The following is a 16,828-nucleotide window of genomic DNA, read 5'->3' as shown; positions in this document are numbered from 1 at the left end:
CTATTGGATTAGTTAACGTTAGGTTGAAATCGCTAGTTCTGCTCAGGCTGAACTTCGTCGTTGCTACTTTGCTTGTGATCTAGGGTATTGCGTTGCGGCATTGTACAATTTCGGCCATTTTCTTTGGCTTTATACAAGAATTTATCTGCAGCACTAATGGCTTTATCTACGCTGATATCCTTTGTGACTTCTTTAACACCGATACTCAATGTTATATTGAACTCTTCTCCAGCAAATTTAAAGATATGATCTGCCACGTTAAGGCGTATTTTTTCAGCTAAAAAGTGCGCGTCAGAAGCGCTGGTTTCCGGTAAAAGGAATAAAAACTCTTCTCCACCCCAGCGAGAAATTTTATCTTGTTTCCGCAAGGTAGAAGTGAATAACTGGGATAAGTTTTTAAGCACATAATCACCTCCATTGTGACCATAAACATCATTTACACCTTTAAAGTGATCAATATCACACAGTAGTAACGACATGCTAATTTTACTGCGCTGTGCACGATTATACTCGTGTTCTAAATAGTCTTGCATGGCTCTTCTATTTGGCAACAAGGTTAGCGGATCTTGCATGGCTTGTTGTTCGAACTGGTTACTTAATTTTTGCATAAATGAAATGAATTTTTGTCTTGAAAATTCATAAAAACCAAACAATAAGGTAACCGTTAAAAACGAATAAATTAGCCGAGATTTAAATTCATGGGTATAGGAGGTATTTAAGAATATTTCGCCAGGGTAAAATAGCATTACACTAACTAGAATAACGAACAAGCCAATGTTCACCAATCCTTTGCGTAAACCGCCAAAAAAGAAGGCAACTGGGGGTAATATGTAAATCCATAAGGGACCGGTATTTCCGTGACCACCGCTAAAAACTAAGTACAGCATGAGAAACAGTAGGCAAACAAAAATAATGCGGGTTGATATTTTGTAGGTCGTTTTGATTTTGTTGAGTCGATGAATTTGATGACTAATGAAAAACAAAAAACACGCAACAAAAAGTGATATCGAAAGAATCACTTCTCCGCCAATGGCCGCAGAAACTCCCAAAACAAAGGTGAGTGAATAACCAATAATAGAAAATAGATTGGAAACAAAAAGTTGTTGGTTTACTTCGCTATTTCTATCACCTACGGTACCCAAATATAGATAGGATAACATCCTATCTGTTATTTTTTTCATCATTAATTTTTAACGTTTTCCATGTTATTTATTATGTCTTTACTCAAGTCTTCCACTAGGTTTCGCAATTTTCCTACGGCATGTCCATAACCATTTTTTGCCAGTGGTAACTCAAACTTAAAGTGATACATTGATGGAGTCAAATCTTTCTGATGATGATCATTATATAACCAATATTGGCCGACTAAAACCACTTTCGATTTATTGGTAGGCAGAAAGTGGTTTATTTTTACACTTAGGGTGAGGTCGGTTTGACTCGAATTAACTTGCTTTGGAGTATAGAAAGAGGTCGTGTTCGAATTTTTATTGAGGTCTTTTATCAGTGCATTCTGAATACTTGCCTGCAAAGGTTGCGCCCAGAAATGTTGCTTAGAATAGTAAACTTGATGTTCATCTAACTGCATGCTTAAGCCAGCGTGCTTCAGATAATCTGCTAACTCAATGGTTTCAACAACAACGGTTGTGGAGCGCTGTGCAAGATCCTCATGGACAGGCATGGAAGTGGCGTTGTCGAGTAGGTAATATTGTACATTAGTATTCGTTTCTGTTGCACAACCAACCAACAGTAGCATTATTGCCAACATATAAAATACAGGCCTAATCATGCTGAATTTCCTCGTTTAAAGATTGTGCTTTAGGTTCAATTATGGGGGAGCTACCATCACTGAAGATTAAACTATTTGGCTTTTGATTGAGTTGCTGCAGTAACGGGGTGAGTTGCTCCAAAGTTGTTTGGAAGCGCTGCATCGTGGATATCAGTTCCTGATTGGTTTTGGAGCCTGCAGAATAGTCTTTAAGCAATTGCGTTAAGGATTCGGCTGCATGGTTGATATTTTCACTGGTATGCTGATCTTTCACATCTACAAGCAGGCCATCAAGGGTATCGATGGTTTGTTGAAATGCCTGTGCAGTCGAGCTGAAAGTGCGCATAAGTTGACTAGCATCTTGAGATATTTCAGCAAATGGAATAGCGTTTATATTGTCTAATACGCCACTCACTTTTTGGGTGATTTGAGCAAATTCTCCCGAGGTGGTAGGAATGACATTATAACCAAGAAAACTGCTTAAAGGTTCGGGTTCGGCATCAGTGTAATGTTGTAAATCTACGTACAGCCCGCCAGTCACTATATTTCCAATTTTAAGAGAAGCGCGTAGACCTTGTTCAATGCCACGCAAAGTTTGTTTTTGCACAATGTCGACACCGGTTTGGTCATCTGGCTGCTGCATTCTGCTAGGTTGGATAGTGATCAGAACAGGGATCGCAAACTCTTCGTCTAGCAATTTACTTTGCGCCAAACCGGGTAGATTAATTTTAACCACTTTACCGATTTGCAGACCGCGATATTCTACCGGTGCACCAACGGTTAGTCCGCGAATGCTATCTTTGATCATTAAGACAAAATTGACCCCGAGTTTGTAGCGTTTATTAGATGCGCTTTCATAGTCTTTATAAATGTCAAATGATGCTTGAGTTGTCACCAAATCCCCCGTAGGCATGCCGTCTGGAATACCAAAAGTGACGCCATTGGTGAGAATGGTTTCGATGCTACCGGTTTTGACTTCAATGCCATTTGCGGCTAAGTCGAGACTGATACCACTGGCATTCCAGAATTTGGTATTTTCGGTTACCAGTTTATGATAGGGCGCTTGAATGAAGGCGTTATAGGACACCACACGTTTATCTACATCGAAATGCATGTCTTCAAATTCCCCCACTTTTAATCCTTTATAAATGATGGGGTCGCCAGCTTTGAAAGATAACTCCTGGTCGCTAGTTAAGGAAATCTGTAGGCCTGGGGTTCCAGCTGCAGTTGTAGGCGGGGTTTCTAAGGCAACAAATTCGTTGGATTGTTCGCCCTCTGTGTTGGGTTCTAAGGTTATATAGGGGCCGGAAAGTAAGGTCGTTAACCCCGAAACGCCGTTAAGGGAAACGCGAGGACGCACCAACCAGAACTTGCTATTTTCACCCAATAATACTTCTGCGCTTGGATTCATTCTTGCGGTAACAATAACGCCACTTAAATCGGGTTTTAACTCGACTTTTTTGACCACTCCAATTTCTACATCTTTGGTTTTTATTTTAGTTTGATCAGCTTCAATACCAGAAGCAGACACAAATTCGATGGTAATTAACGGGCCTTGATTTGCCCATTGGTGATAAACCATCCACATGCCAATGGACAGAGCAACTAACGGAATTAGCCAGAACTTGGAGATTATCCGACTGGACTCTATTTCTGCTGCTTGTGAGTCTGCTTGTTGATTATTATTGTCTGTCATTTTGTGCGTCCGTATTGCTCCAAATTAATCTAGGATCGAATGTCATTGCCGCTAACATCGTAAGTATTACCACTCCACAAAATGCTAATGCAGCTGGGCCTGGAAATACACTCATGGTATTTCCAAGTTGAATTAAACTAACTAAAATTGCAACGGCAAATATATCAACCATTGACCACCGGCCAATAAACTCGGTTAATCGATACCAGAATATTCGATTATTTTGCTTTTTAAATGTACCTGTTTGTACACAATAATTAAGCCAAATTAAGATAACTAATTTACCAATAGGCACTACTATACTGGCAATAAAAATAACTAAAGCAATGGGGTAAGACTTACTTTGCCACATAGAAATAACACCACCTAGAATGGTACTGGGCTCATCTGTTCCCAAAAATACCGTATGCATGATAGGCAAGGTATTGGCTGGAATATACAGTAAAACTGAAGTGAGTAGTAAGGCCCAGGTGCGTTGTATACTCTCCGATTTTGGTAGCCTCTTTTTGCTGTGCTGAGTTCGGGTCGCAGTGATGTAGAGTTGATGTTTATCCATGGATAACATCGTGGCGACCATACACACAGTGAAACCTATGTAGGCATAAAATGAAGGGCCAATACTAATATCGGCAAAAGAACGGATTTTGATTAAACTAACTAACACGCCAATTAAAAATATCTCTGCCATACTCCATGGTATAAGTGCATAAACGATGTTTAGTATGGTTTTTGACGTGTGCACATTTTTGTTCGGGGGAAAAGGCACAAGCACAAGTAGCAAACCAATTAAGACGATGGCTGGAACTATGATAATAGAGAGTAATTGGACGACCGCTAAGAACATATAGTCGTTCAAAATTAGCACGTCTAAACCGGAGATGATCCCGATAGCATGATATTGCCCGTTGGTGCTAAACCCTAGGAAATTAAACGGCATCGACAGAAATAAAAAAATCAACGCACTAACGGCAAACATAATTATACGTTGGTTTGCATAATGGAGGTGTTGCGTTAACACATGGCCGCAACAGGGGCATTTGGCTTTTTGTCTATGGCCTAAACGAGGGACAAGCACATTTGTATCACACTGCTGACAGATCGTTTTTCCACTATGAATTGGGTCAGATAATCCTTTACCCATTATTATAAACCATTACTCATATCGACAAACCTTCACATAGGTTGATTGTATTCAGCTAAACAGTTAGAAAATATCGAGATGCTTTTATCTATCTCACTTTGGGTCGTCGCCCAGGAACAAATACTAATTCTAATAACTTGTTGGCCCATCCATGTCGCGCCTCCACACCAGGTAACCCCTGAGTTTTGAATGGACTTTAGAATGTTTTGGGTAGATTCATCTGAACCTGCACTTAGGATAACTTGATTAAAAACTACCTCGTTCAACACCTTAAATCCTGCAATTTCAGCTTGTTTGGCGAAATAAACGGCATGTTGATGCAGTAAGTCTACAAGCTCGGCAATACCACTTTTACCTAAGTAAGCTAAACACGCCCATAATTCAATGCCCCGAGCCCGTCTCGACATATCAGGTGTGAACATCATATTATCGCGACTTTCACTGGTTTGAATATAAGAGCCTTGTTGTTGCATTGCTTGGGTTAGGGCGCTTGCGTCTGCGCATAATATAACACCACAATCATAGGGCGTATTTAAGGTTTTATGACCGTCAACCGACCAAGAGTCAGCTAAGTGCATGCTTTTGGTTAATGTGGCAAATCTTTGCGAAGCGCCGGCCCATAGTCCGAAGGCACCGTCAACATGCACCCAAGCTTTCGCTGCTTTGGCTTTGGGGATAATAGTGTGAAAGTCATCGAACGCACCACTACAAACATTTCCAGCCTGTAAAACGATAATACAGCTTTTATCCAAAGGAGGAACAGATTCAACCTTTATTCGACCTTGTTGGTCACAGTCAACCCACTCAATTTGCTGTTGGCCAAATCCAAGTATATTTAATCCTTTCACCACACTGCTATGGGTTTGCCTGCCTAAAATGATGCGTAGGGCTGGTGCAGCAAACAGACCTTGTTGTGTGATATCCCAACCTAAATGACTCAACTGGCGATAACGGGCCGCTGCTATTCCGCATAAGCTAGCGATGGATGTGCCGCCAACAAAGCCTGCTACCGTATTGGTGGGCAAGCCAAACAGTTGTTGTAACCACTGCTGACAGATACTTTCCAACTTAGCTGCGATAGGAGAGGTGACAAATAACGCAGCATTTTGATCCCAGACATCGGCTAACCATTTTGCGGCTAACCCTATTGGCAGGGCGGAGCCGTTAACAAACCCATAATAACGACCATTTGAGTAGCGCACCGTATTGAGTTCGCCCTGTTTTGCCAGTAAGTCTAAAATAGCCTCTCCATCACCCATATGCTCTGGTAATTGTGTGTCAAATTCCTTTAATAGTTCTAAACTTTGTTGACTGGGATAAACGGCTCTTTGATGACTGTTTTTTTGATAAGAAATAGCACTATCACAAGCCTGCTTTAATAACGTTGAAGTCTGTACTTGTTCGAACATTATATTTTGTAATTTAGACATGAGTGAATTTCTCGTTTTAAATGTGTCTTTACGTTATCACTAATTGTACTTTTTGAGAAAAATAACTAAAAAAAGCCATCTTTTCAGATGGCTTTTGACTGGTTGGTATATTTTAAATTCGCAGTGTTAGTAATTTGCATTGCCTGGAGAACGTGGGAAGGGAATGACATCACGGATATTTTGCATACCTGTCACATAGGCCACTAAGCGCTCAAATCCTAAACCAAAGCCTGAATGTGGAACCGTACCGTAACGGCGCAGGTCGCGATACCAGGCGTAATCTTCTTTATCCAGACCCATTTCTTCTAGTCTTTGATCAAACACATCTAAACGTTCTTCACGTTGTGAACCACCGATGATTTCACCGATACCCGGCGCTAATACATCCATTGCTGCAACGGTTTTTCCATCGTCGTTAATGCGCATATAAAACGCTTTAATATCTTTGGGGTAATTTTGCATGATAATTGGCGCACCTACATGTTCTTCGGCCAAATAGCGCTCATGCTCTGACGACAAATCGACGCCCCAATCCACGGGGAATTCGAACTTTTTGCCACAGTTTTTCAGTATTTCAATGGCATCGGTGTAATCCATTCTGACGAAATCTTGGGAAATCACTTTTTCCATTCTGTCTTTAACATCTTTATTAATATGTTGTGCAAAGAACGCCATGTCGTCAGCACGCTCATCGAGCACTGCTTTGAACACATACTTCAACATGTCTTCGGCAAGTTGGGCAACATCAGAAAGTTCCGCAAAGGCGACTTCGGGTTCGATCATCCAGAATTCTGCTAAATGGCGACTTGTATTCGAGTTTTCGGCTCTAAAGGTAGGGCCAAAAGTGTATACCTTAGACATTGCAGTACAGTACGTTTCAACGTTCAATTGGCCAGAAACCGTTAAATAGGTTTCTTTTCCGAAAAAATCTTGGGAGTAATCAACTTCACCCTGTTCGGTCTTAGGGATGTTCATCATATCCAAAGTGGACACTCTAAACATTTCACCGGCGCCTTCAGTATCGCTGGCGGTTAATATTGGTGTGCTGATCCAAAAATAGCCTTGTTCGTGGAAAAAACGATGTATCGCTTGAGATAAACAGTTACGAACACGGGTAACGGCGCCAATGACATTGGTTCTGGCACGCAAATGTGCGTGTTCACGAAGATATTCAATACTGTGACGTTTTGCCGACATTGGGTAGGTATCAGGGTTTTCTACCCAACCAAGAATGTCAACTTGCTTGGCTTCAATTTCCAGCGCTTGACCTTTTCCTTGGGACTCTTTTACTTCGCCAGTTACCGCAATTGAGCAACCCGTAGTAAGACGTTGGATATCGCTGTAATTCTCCATAGTATTCAGGGCAATCACCTGAATCGCGTCGAAACAACTTCCATCATGTAAGTTGATAAAAGACAACCCTGCTTTAGAATCTCTTCGGGTTCTTACCCAACCTTTCAAAACTACCTGTTCCCCGATAGGGTACTTGCCAGTTAACACGTCAACCACTGGGGCATGCGCCATTGATATTCTCCACTACAGCAGGGGTAACCTGCAATTTTTTGATTACAAACTAAAATATGATAAACGACTAGGATAAACAATCACCTAGATGAAACTTAGTTAATGCTCTACAGTTAATATGCTAGATAATTAAAATGTCACTAGATTCTATCATTTAAATAAGGTGTGTAATCTTACTTAGCTAAATGACAGACTCAAGTAAAAATAGGCGCTAAACAGAGAATATGTCTGATCCATTCCCTTGGCAGGGTGAAAATCGCCGAAAAACGCCACGAAGCCACGATAAATTTTACCAAATTGTATTGGGATTGAATATCGTTGCTTGGGTGATATTTGTCGCTTCCTTGATTGTTTTCCATTATGCCCGACCTGAATTGATATCTGGTGTGCAAGAATATTGGGGAGTAACCGGGCGAGAAGACTGGTCTATGTCACTTAGCATATACTTAATTTTGCTGCTGGGTTTATGTACTTTTATGAGCCTGTTTGTGTTATTTATGCGGCGCTATCGCACCCGCCGCCGAAACGATTATTTTGGGATAAATGTTATTATCCTATTGGCGATTAGTGTGGTTGTTTTAGTGTGGATATTATCTGATTTATAAGTCCGTCTTAGTTGAGTGTTTGCAAGCTAATTGCAATGGCTGCAGTAAGTTGACTAAGTTGTTGCTGATTAATAATAAACGGCGGCATAATGTAAATGAGTTTTCCAAATGGGCGTATCCAAACCCCATTGTCCACAAACACTCTTTGTAATTCAGCAACATTAACCGCTTTTTTACACTCAATAACGCCAATTGCCCCTAACACTCGGACATCTTCAACGGCAACATGATCTTTTAATGGCAACAACTGGTGTTGCAGTTGCTTTTCAATATTGGCCACTTGTGATTGCCATTTGTTATCCCCTAGCAATGCTAAACTCGCATTGGCAACGGCACAAGCTAGCGGGTTTCCCATGTAGGTAGGACCATGCATGAACACACCTGGTTCGCCCGCACACACTCCTAACGCCACGTCTTCTGTGCACAGAGTTGCAGCCAATGTCATATAGCCCCCAGTTAGCGCTTTACCTACGCACATGATATCTGGACTAATGTTAGCATGTTCGCATGCAAACAGTTTTCCAGTGCGCCCGAAGCCTGTGGCGATTTCATCACAAATTAGTAAGATATTGTGCTGATCGCACAGTTGACGACAGCGATGGAGATATTCGGGGTGATATATTCGCATGCCACCGGCACCTTGCACTATGGGCTCGATTATTAACGCTGCCACTTCGTTTTTATGGGCGAGAATTAAGTCCTCTAGAGGCCCAATATCATCTTCATTCCAGGTTTGTTCGAAGCGAGTTTGTGGGGCAGGAGCAAATATTTGAGTGCTTAATGCTTGATTGAACAAACTGTGCATACCGTTGACTGGATCGCACACTGACATAGCCGCGAAGGTGTCGCCATGGTAACCATTTCGAGGGGTGATAAATCTAAACTTCTCAGGCGCACCCTGACATGCCCAATATTGCAACGCCATTTTCATAGCGACTTCAACCGAGACAGAGCCCGAATCCGCTAGAAATACCCGTTCCAAGCCTTCCGGGGTGATATCGACTAAGGTTCTACATAAATCGATAGCGGGTTTATGGGTAATTCCACCAAACATGACATGAGACATTTTTGCTAGCTGTGTTGTGGCGGCTTGATTTAATTTTGGGTGGTTATATCCATGAATGGTTGCCCACCAAGAGGACATGCCATCAACTAAGCGTTCTCCATCTTTAAGCGTCAACCATACCCCTTCAGCAGATTCAACTTCATAACAGGGAAGGGGGTTAATGGCAGAAGTGTAAGGATGCCAAATATGCTTTTGATCGAATTCGAGGTCAGAAAGATTTTGATTGTTCAAATTTTACTCACTTGTAAATCTGGATAGCTGATAAGAGTTGACAATGTTTAAGCGGCGCTTAGACTATGCGAACATAATTCGATAGTAAAGGACCAAATATGGCGATTCCAGCAGATTTTTCAGGTACCGCAGAGATTAGACACGACTGGACATTGGATGAAGTGAATGCATTGTTCGCTTTACCGTTTAATGATTTGCTTTTTCAGGCTCAATGTATTCATCGCCAACATTTCGATCCTAATTATGTGCAGGTCAGCACACTATTGTCGATTAAAACTGGGGCCTGTCCGGAAGATTGTAAATATTGTCCGCAGAGTGTCCGCTACGATACCGGCTTAGAAAAAGAGCGCCTTCTCGAAATTGAAAAAGTCATTCAGCGCGCCAAGGAGGCAGTGGCCACAGGTTCAACGCGTTTTTGTATGGGAGCCGCTTGGCGTAATCCAAAAGATCGCGATATGCCTTATGTGTTGGAGATGATCAAAGAGGTGAAAAAGCTTGGCCTTGAAACCTGCATGACGTTGGGTATGTTAACACGGGATCAGGCAATCGCATTAAAGCAAGCGGGTTTAGATTATTACAACCATAACCTGGATACCTCACCAGAATATTACGGCGATATAATTACCACTCGCACATACCAAGACCGCTTAGATACCTTACAGAATGTCCGTGATGCGGGTATGCATGTATGCTCTGGCGGTATTGTTGGGATGGGCGAGGAGTCTGATGACCGTTCTGGGTTATTAATGCAGTTGGCGAATTTAGAACAGCATCCGGAAAGTGTACCCATTAACATGTTAGTGAAAGTTAAAGGCACACCATTGGATGATGTAGAAGATTTGGACCCTTTTGAATTTGTACGTACCATTGCAGTAGCGCGTATTTTAATGCCTAAGTCTTTTGTACGTCTGTCTGCCGGGCGTGAGGCCATGAATGAACAAATGCAAGCAATGTGTTTTATGGCGGGGGCAAATTCGATTTTTTATGGATGTAAATTATTAACCACTTCTAATCCAGATACCCACGAAGATGTGATGTTATTTAAAAAGTTGGGAATTAACTCAAAACAAACTCGCGAGTATTCAGACGAAGCCCACGAAGCTGCATTAATGGAAGAGATTCAAGACAAAGAAGCTGGACAAGCAGAAAGTGAGTTGTTTTATGATGCCACTAAACCTGTGACGGTTTTGTCTGAGACGACTAATTAGCCAGTGGCTTTTGCTTATTTACAAGATGCACTCAATGCTCGTAAACGTGAAGGCTTATTGCGTCAACGTAAGATAATTGGTTCTTCCGTTGGCGCTATGATCGAAATTGATGGTCGGCACTATTTAAGTTTTTCCGGTAATGACTACCTTGGCCAACGCCAAGATCTCGCCGTCATGCAGGCTTGGGTTGAGGGAATTTCTAGCTACGGTGTAGGCAGCGGTGCGTCTCCTTTGGTTACTGGTCATACTGACGCACATCAACAGCTAGAAGACTTTTTAGCAACGGGTTTAAACCGAGAAGCTGCATTATTATTCAACTCTGGTTTTGCTGCAAACCAAGCAGTCTGCCAAGCATTGTCTCACCCTAATTTATGTATTTTGGCCGATAAGTTAATGCACGCCTCTTTCATGGAAGCGGGTAAACTCTGCGACGCTAAGTTTAAACGTTTTCGACATAACGATGTTAATCATCTGACCAATTTACTGAAGACTAATCCATCATCAGATTTGTCGTCTTCTGCTACAGATAAGCTGATTGTCAGCGAAGGAATATTTAGCATGGACGGTGATTTGGGACGTTTAAATGAGCTACAAAACGTCGCTCAGCAGCATGATGCCTGGTTAATGGTGGATGACGCCCATGGCATGGGCGTGTTGGGAAAAACAGGCTTAGGCAGTGTAGAGCAGTTTAATTTAAGCCAACAACAGGTGCCAATTCTAATGGGAACCTTTGGTAAAGGTATAGGGACATCTGGTGCCTTTGTGGCGGGCTCACAAATTCTTATCGACTATTTAGTTAACTTTGCTAAACACTATGTCTATAGCACCGCAATGCCACCCGCTATGGCGCTGGCTACCCATGCAAGTTTTCAATCTTTGGCAGATGGCAGTAAACAACAAGCATTGACCCAGCGAATAGCCCAATTTAGATTGCTATGTCAACAAAAGGGCATCCCGTTAACGGATTCAAGCACGGCTATTCAACCCATAATAATAGGCGATCCAGTTACCTGTTTGAGAATTAGCGAAGATTTAAAACAGCTAGGATTATGGGTAACGGCTATTCGTTATCCAACAGTGCCTAAAGGCACAGATAGACTGCGTATAACCTTATCTGCAAGTCATAAAAATACTGATATAGAGGCGTTTGTGGATGGTTTAGAGATAGTGCTCAGGCGCTATCAGGTGTTGCTAAATGAATAGTCTTCTTGCTGAAAAGAAGCGCAGAATTGCTTATCAATTTAGTCAATCTGCTCACCGCTATGATGATATTGCACAAGTACAATTGGATATTGGATTTGATGCCATTCAATTGGTCACCGGGAATAAGTCCGGCAGTTTATTAGATATTGGCTGTGGCACTGGACGATTAACCCAAAGGTTAGCAGATAAGTTTCAAGGTGTTACTGGTGTCGATTTAGCAACGGGTATGATAGAGCAGGCGAAAAAGTGTAACCCAGCTAAAAATACTAAAGGGCATATTGACTTCCATGTTGCAGATGCAGAAGCTTTACCATTTGCCGATAAATCCTTTGATAACGTATTTTCGTGCATGGCATTGCAGTGGTGTACGCCCATTCAGACTAGCTTAGATGAGATAAATCGTGTTTTAACCGACCAAGGCAAAGGGGTCTTAGCCTTGTTGAGCGCAGGTTCAATGGTTGAATTACACAAAACCTGGGCAAAGGTTGATGCCGTGCCAAGAGTCAATCAGTTCTTGTCTCACCGTGAATTAGTCAGCGCTGCGATAAAAAGTGGATTCAGCGTAGAAGAACATCAAAAAACCTATACTACCTGGCACCAAACAGCGATTCATTTATTAAATAGTATTCGTCATATTGGCGCAAACGTAGTGCCAGAAACGGGTAATCACCGCAGATTGAGTCGTCAATCATTAGCAGAGTTTGCCCGCATATATAATCAAGATTTTGCGATTAATGGGCAATTACCCTTGTCTTATGAAGTGAGTTTTTTAGTCTTGAGTAAAAACATATGAGTCATTCAATTTTTATAACAGGAACGGATACGGATGCGGGAAAAACCGTTATCGCGACAGCAATTCTGCAACTCGCAGCAGATAGAGGACTCAGCACAATTGGGTTTAAACCTGTGTCGGCGGGTTGCAGTGAAACTGCAGAAGGACTACGTAATGATGATGCCCTTGCCTTGTTAGCTGCCAGCACTAAAGGGATGGCCTATGAACGCATTAACCCTATTGCTTTCGCTGATCCTGTTGCCCCCCATTTAGCTGCCAAGCGAATGGGCGTTACCGTAGAGACTCAGAAAATTAGTTCTGCGTACCAGTATTTAGTGAATCAAAATGCAGATTTGCTGCTAACGGAAGGGGCTGGAGGTTGGCGATTACCCTTGTCCGAATGTGCATTTTTATCTGATTTTGTCATTCAACATAAAATACCAGTGGTGCTGGTGGTAGGGATGAAGTTAGGGTGTTTAAATCATGCATTACTGACCTATCAAGCTATCAGCGCTGATGGTCTGGAAGTCATTGGCTGGGTTGCGAATCAGATTGATGACCAGATGTTATATTTGCAGGACAATATTGACAGTTTAAAAGCCTTGCTACCCGCACCTTGTCTTGGTGTTGTCCCTAAACTGGCAAACACTAAACAAGCTGCAGAGTATTTATCGATTGAAAGACTATTACAATAAGTGGTTTAGGGCTGATTTGGCAGCAATACTGTGATGATCTCTGCCTTTGAATATCACCCCATCTAAATCACCCAGTAGGGTTAGGTCTTTATCATCAAGCAATAACCCACTTCCTTCTCTGATACCCACAACGGGGATGTCTGGGTTTAAAACACAAAACTCTTCAATGCGTTGAGCTCTTGTTTCACCATTATGACCCGGTGGTTGATAATCGCTGTAGTGAGGATTAATTTGCAACGGCAGCAATGCTAAGGCAGAAAATGATTGGGGTTGGATTATCGGCATGTCGTTAGTGGTTTTAATACTCAGTCCACAAATGTTAGATCCTGCACTCCAACCTACATAAGGGGTACCGGCGTTCACTTTATTTTGTATGGGATGAATTAAGTCATGAGTTTGTAACTGATAAAGTAAATTAAAGGTATTACCACCGCCCACGATTATTGCGTGGGCATGTTCGATAGCCTCAGCTGGGTCTTCAACCGTATGTATTCCACAAATGTTTAACTCTGGTAACGCTTGTTGTACTTTATCTGTGTAGTCATCCCAAGACATTGTCACACCTGCGTAGGGGATGAAGATTGCCGTTCGAACGTTATCTAAAAATGGCAGTATCATTGTTTTCGGGTTCGCCAAGTATTCTTCATTCCCCACTTTAGAACTGCTTAGCATGAGTACTCGTTTTTTTGACATTTTTTTCCTTTGAAATGAATTTAACGCTAGACGCGCATTTTTAGCTAGATAGAATAGAATATTAAGCATAAGAGAATCTGGAATAGGAAACAACTTGAATGGCTGGAACAATTCGCTCTGTATTGTTTGTATGTTTGGGTAATATTTGTCGTTCGCCAAGCGCAGAGGCCGTGTTTAGAAAAAAGGCCAAGGAAAAAGGATTGTTGTTGAAAATAGATTCGGCAGGAACCCAGGGTTATCATGTTGGTGCGCCACCAGACGAGCGTTCCGTTACTGTTGGTGAAGCACGGGGCTATGATTTTGAGGGAATATCTTGCCGCAAGATTACCAAACAAGACTTTAACGACTTCGATATTTTGATTGCCATGGATGAAATGAATCTGCGGGGGTTACAAAGTGAATGTCCTGATGAGCATCAGGATAAAATTAAGTTGTTTATGTCCTTTTCAGGATTAGAGGAAGAAGAAATTCCTGATCCCTACTATGGCGGTAAAAAAGGATTTGAGTACGTACTGGATTTGATCGAATCATCAGCAGATGGTCTGATTGAACATATTTCTGCGTTAATCGTGTGGGAAGATTAATAATTTAGATAACGTTTCAGCATCAAATACCACATCCTCTATAAACATAATTATTCGCAACTATAGTCGATAGTCGAATAGATTAGTGCATATAGACATTGTACTATACTGCCATAATAGGGTAATTTCCCTTAAATTTTATTTAGCAGGTTTATCCTGCTTTTTTTGACTTTATTAAAGGAAAGCGTGTGAGCCAATGGCAACCTGACAGCTGGAGGTCTAAACCGATCCAGCAACAACCTACTTATCAAGATCAAGCGTTACTAAAAGACGTAGAAAGCAAACTGCATAGTTATCCTCCGTTGGTATTTGCTGAAGAAACAAGGCAATTATACAAACAACTAGGTGATGTTGCCGAAGGTAAAGGGTTTTTGTTACAAGGCGGTGATTGTGCCGAATCATTCGATGAATTCAATGCGCCCAAAATCAGAGATACCTTTAAAGTTATCCTGCAAATGGCCATCGTTTTAACCTTTGCAGGAAAATGTCCGGTAACAAAAGTTGCCAGAATGGCTGGGCAGTATGCAAAACCGCGTTCGTCTGACCTAGAAACGATTAATGGCGTGTCTCTGCCGAGTTATCGCGGGGATATCATCAATAGCTTTGAATTTACTGAACAGTCTAGAATGCCAGATCCAAACCGGATGCTTGAGGCATATCATCGAGGGGCTTCCACCCTAAACTTATTACGTGCTTTCGCGCAAGGTGGTTTAGCTGACTTACATCAAGTGAACCGTTGGAATATGACCTTTCTTGAGAACAATCCGTTACGTGAGCGTTATCAAGACGTCACTAACCGCTTGCAAGATGCGCTAGAGTTCATGGATGTAATTGGTATCAACCATGTTAATAACGCAACGTTGCATGAAACCAATTTGTTTACTTCCCATGAAGCGCTATTGTTAAATTACGAGCAGGCGTTAACCCGCATTGATACTTTAACTGGCAAGCCTTATAACTGTTCTGCACACATGGTGTGGATTGGTGAGCGTACTCGTCAATTGGATCATGCGCATATAGAGTTCTTCCGTGGCATACATAATCCAATTGGGGTTAAAATTGGGCCTACCATTCAAGAAGATGAATTGATGAGGTTGATCGATACCTTGAATCCGGATAATAGCGCTGGTCGTTTGACGTTTATTACCCGCATGGGGGCAGATAAGCTTGAGCAAAATCTGCCTAAATTACTACGTCGAGTGAAAGCTGAAGGACGAAAGGTCGTGTGGAGTTCAGATCCAATGCACGGCAACACTAAAAAAGCATCGAGTGGTTACAAAACTAGAAACTTTGATGATATTCTAAGTGAAATCCAACAGTTCTTCGCAGCTCACCGTGCTGAAGGGACACATCCAGGTGGTATCCATTTAGAAATGACAGGGCAGCATGTGACGGAGTGTACTGGTGGGGCATACCAAATCAGTGACGACGATCTTGCTCAAGCATACAAAACTCAATGTGATCCGCGTTTGAATGCTGATCAAGTGTTAGAAATGGCATTTTTAGTGGCAGATCATTTGAAAAGTGGTAAATAATGTAGTTTTGACTACTTTGTACTTTTTTACTATTTCAGCCAGTTGCTAATTCAACTGGCTTTTTCATTTTAAGAGTATAAAAATTGTTTGTTTTGTTGTTAATCAATGCAAACTTATAATTAGACGCAGCACGCGATTGGTAATCTAGTATTACTACCGCTTTATAACCTCAAGAAGGAAAGTGAATTGAATACGATTGACCTCCCAAGACACCCATTACCTGCGTTTACGGCAGACTCGGCCGCTCGAAAAGTTAGAATGGCAGAAGATGCTTGGAATTCAAAAGATCCGATAAAAGTATCACTCGCTTATACAGCGCAAAGCAGATGGCGAAATCGTTCAGAATTCCTAGTTGGGCGGGACGCTATAGTGAGCTTCTTGCAGAATAAGTGGAAAAGGGAATTGGACTATCGGCTTAGCAAAGAACTATGGGCTTTCACAGATAATCGTATCGCTGTTCGCTTTGCTTATGAATGGCACGATCAACAAGGTAACTGGTTTCGTTCTTATGGAAATGAAAACTGGGAGTTTGATAAAAATGGATATATGCAAAAACGCATTGCAAGTATCAACGATATGGCCATTAATGAAGACCAGCGCAAACTGGTATGGCAAACACAGAATAGACCCGATGACTATCCAAGTTTGAGTGAACTGGCGTTATAAATAGTGAAAAATGA

The 16,828-nt window shown here is 41.8% G+C and carries 16 protein-coding genes; 8 read left to right on the top strand and 8 right to left on the bottom strand.

Going from position 1 to position 16,828, the window contains the following annotated elements; all coding sequences use genetic code 11:
* Positions 1–32: 32 nt before the first annotated feature.
* The 6 genes from ACYVIL_RS03875 to asnS form a co-directional block, all read right to left on the bottom strand.
* On the bottom strand, positions 33–1,181 hold the full coding sequence (locus tag ACYVIL_RS03875; RefSeq protein ID WP_460311621.1) for a GGDEF domain-containing protein: 1,149 nt from the start codon (positions 1,179–1,181) through the stop codon (positions 33–35).
* 2 nt (positions 1,182–1,183) lie between these two features.
* Positions 1,184–1,786, bottom strand: coding sequence for a PqiC family protein (locus tag ACYVIL_RS03870; protein ID WP_303474821.1), 603 nt, complete (start codon positions 1,784–1,786; stop codon positions 1,184–1,186).
* Positions 1,779–3,461, bottom strand: coding sequence for an intermembrane transport protein PqiB (gene pqiB, locus ACYVIL_RS03865; RefSeq protein WP_460311620.1), 1,683 nt, complete (start codon positions 3,459–3,461; stop codon positions 1,779–1,781). Before pqiB ends, ACYVIL_RS03870 begins: the two co-directional genes overlap by 8 nt.
* On the bottom strand, positions 3,448–4,437 hold the full coding sequence (locus ACYVIL_RS03860) for a paraquat-inducible protein A (RefSeq protein WP_460311619.1): 990 nt from the start codon (positions 4,435–4,437) through the stop codon (positions 3,448–3,450). The genes pqiB and ACYVIL_RS03860 overlap by 14 nt, the downstream gene beginning before the upstream one ends.
* A 197-nt stretch (positions 4,438–4,634) precedes the next feature.
* Positions 4,635–6,032, bottom strand: a complete 1,398-nt coding sequence (locus tag ACYVIL_RS03855; protein ID WP_460311618.1) for a pyridoxal phosphate-dependent decarboxylase family protein — start codon at positions 6,030–6,032, stop codon at positions 4,635–4,637.
* Positions 6,033–6,158: 126 nt separating this feature from the next.
* Positions 6,159–7,556 (bottom strand): asparagine--tRNA ligase, encoded by a 1,398-nt coding sequence (gene asnS / locus ACYVIL_RS03850; protein WP_303474817.1) that lies wholly within the window; start codon positions 7,554–7,556, stop codon positions 6,159–6,161.
* Between the two features lie 224 nt (positions 7,557–7,780).
* On the opposite strand from asnS, the gene ACYVIL_RS03845 reads away from it, so the two are divergent.
* Positions 7,781–8,161: a hypothetical protein gene (locus ACYVIL_RS03845; RefSeq protein ID WP_303474816.1), complete on the top strand. Its 381-nt coding sequence runs from the start codon at positions 7,781–7,783 to the stop codon at positions 8,159–8,161.
* A gap of 7 nt (positions 8,162–8,168) precedes the next feature.
* Here the strand turns inward: ACYVIL_RS03845 and bioA are convergent, their stop codons facing one another.
* Positions 8,169–9,458, bottom strand: a complete 1,290-nt coding sequence (gene bioA, locus ACYVIL_RS03840) for an adenosylmethionine--8-amino-7-oxononanoate transaminase (RefSeq protein WP_460311617.1) — start codon at positions 9,456–9,458, stop codon at positions 8,169–8,171.
* Between the two features lie 98 nt (positions 9,459–9,556).
* Between bioA and bioB the strand changes: the two genes are divergently transcribed.
* The 4 genes from bioB to bioD are packed head-to-tail and all read left to right on the top strand — an operon-like array spanning position 9,557 to position 13,336.
* Positions 9,557–10,666 carry a biotin synthase BioB gene (bioB, locus tag ACYVIL_RS03835; protein ID WP_460311616.1) on the top strand — a complete coding sequence of 370 codons (1,110 nt, stop codon included), beginning with the start codon at positions 9,557–9,559 and terminating at the stop codon, positions 10,664–10,666.
* 3 nt (positions 10,667–10,669) lie between these two features.
* Positions 10,670–11,869: an 8-amino-7-oxononanoate synthase gene (bioF, locus tag ACYVIL_RS03830; RefSeq protein WP_460311615.1), complete on the top strand. Its 1,200-nt coding sequence runs from the start codon at positions 10,670–10,672 to the stop codon at positions 11,867–11,869.
* On the top strand, positions 11,862–12,662 hold the full coding sequence (locus ACYVIL_RS03825) for a methyltransferase domain-containing protein (RefSeq protein ID WP_460311614.1): 801 nt from the start codon (positions 11,862–11,864) through the stop codon (positions 12,660–12,662). Before bioF ends, ACYVIL_RS03825 begins: the two co-directional genes overlap by 8 nt.
* Complete coding sequence (bioD, locus tag ACYVIL_RS03820) at positions 12,659–13,336, top strand: dethiobiotin synthase (protein ID WP_303474811.1); 678 nt, start codon at positions 12,659–12,661, stop codon at positions 13,334–13,336. The genes ACYVIL_RS03825 and bioD overlap by 4 nt, the downstream gene beginning before the upstream one ends.
* Here the strand turns inward: bioD and pepE are convergent.
* Complete coding sequence (pepE, locus tag ACYVIL_RS03815; protein ID WP_460311613.1) at positions 13,328–14,029, bottom strand: dipeptidase PepE; 702 nt, start codon at positions 14,027–14,029, stop codon at positions 13,328–13,330. The genes bioD and pepE overlap by 9 nt on opposite strands.
* Positions 14,030–14,127: 98 nt before the next feature.
* On the opposite strand from pepE, the gene ACYVIL_RS03810 reads away from it, so the two are divergent.
* The 3 genes from ACYVIL_RS03810 (at position 14,128) to ACYVIL_RS03800 (ending at position 16,814) form a co-directional block, all read left to right on the top strand.
* Positions 14,128–14,613, top strand: a complete 486-nt coding sequence (locus tag ACYVIL_RS03810) for a low molecular weight protein-tyrosine-phosphatase (RefSeq protein ID WP_460311612.1) — start codon at positions 14,128–14,130, stop codon at positions 14,611–14,613.
* Positions 14,614–14,801: 188 nt separating this feature from the next.
* Positions 14,802–16,148, top strand: a complete 1,347-nt coding sequence (locus ACYVIL_RS03805) for a class II 3-deoxy-7-phosphoheptulonate synthase (RefSeq protein ID WP_303474808.1) — start codon at positions 14,802–14,804, stop codon at positions 16,146–16,148.
* A gap of 195 nt (positions 16,149–16,343) precedes the next feature.
* Positions 16,344–16,814, top strand: coding sequence for a nuclear transport factor 2 family protein (locus ACYVIL_RS03800; protein WP_303474905.1), 471 nt, complete (start codon positions 16,344–16,346; stop codon positions 16,812–16,814).
* Positions 16,815–16,828: the final 14 nt, after the last annotated feature.

This window comes from Aliiglaciecola aliphaticivorans, assembly GCF_054782055.1.
The sequence above is the reverse complement of the archived record's forward strand: the minus strand, read 5'-3'. Positions and strand labels throughout refer to the sequence as shown.

Bases quoted from the DNA above. Each gene is read 5' to 3' on its own strand.
- pepE (WP_460311613.1), bottom strand. From the start codon at position 14,029: ATGTCAAAAAAACGAGTACTCATGCTAAGCAGTTCTAAAGTGGGGAAT.
- ACYVIL_RS03875 (WP_460311621.1), bottom strand. From the start codon at position 1,181: ATGAAAAAAATAACAGATAGGATGTTATCCTATCTATATTTGGGTACC.
- ACYVIL_RS03845 (WP_303474816.1), top strand. From the start codon at position 7,781: ATGTCTGATCCATTCCCTTGGCAGGGTGAAAATCGCCGAAAAACGCCA.
- ACYVIL_RS03855 (WP_460311618.1), bottom strand. From the start codon at position 6,032: ATGTCTAAATTACAAAATATAATGTTCGAACAAGTACAGACTTCAACG.
- bioD (WP_303474811.1), top strand. From the start codon at position 12,659: ATGAGTCATTCAATTTTTATAACAGGAACGGATACGGATGCGGGAAAA.
- ACYVIL_RS03870 (WP_303474821.1), bottom strand. From the start codon at position 1,786: ATGATTAGGCCTGTATTTTATATGTTGGCAATAATGCTACTGTTGGTT.
- asnS (WP_303474817.1), bottom strand. From the start codon at position 7,556: ATGGCGCATGCCCCAGTGGTTGACGTGTTAACTGGCAAGTACCCTATC.
- ACYVIL_RS03860 (WP_460311619.1), bottom strand. From the start codon at position 4,437: ATGTTTGCCGTTAGTGCGTTGATTTTTTTATTTCTGTCGATGCCGTTT.
- ACYVIL_RS03810 (WP_460311612.1), top strand. From the start codon at position 14,128: ATGGCTGGAACAATTCGCTCTGTATTGTTTGTATGTTTGGGTAATATT.
- pqiB (WP_460311620.1), bottom strand. From the start codon at position 3,461: ATGACAGACAATAATAATCAACAAGCAGACTCACAAGCAGCAGAAATA.
- ACYVIL_RS03825 (WP_460311614.1), top strand. From the start codon at position 11,862: ATGAATAGTCTTCTTGCTGAAAAGAAGCGCAGAATTGCTTATCAATTT.
- bioB (WP_460311616.1), top strand. From the start codon at position 9,557: ATGGCGATTCCAGCAGATTTTTCAGGTACCGCAGAGATTAGACACGAC.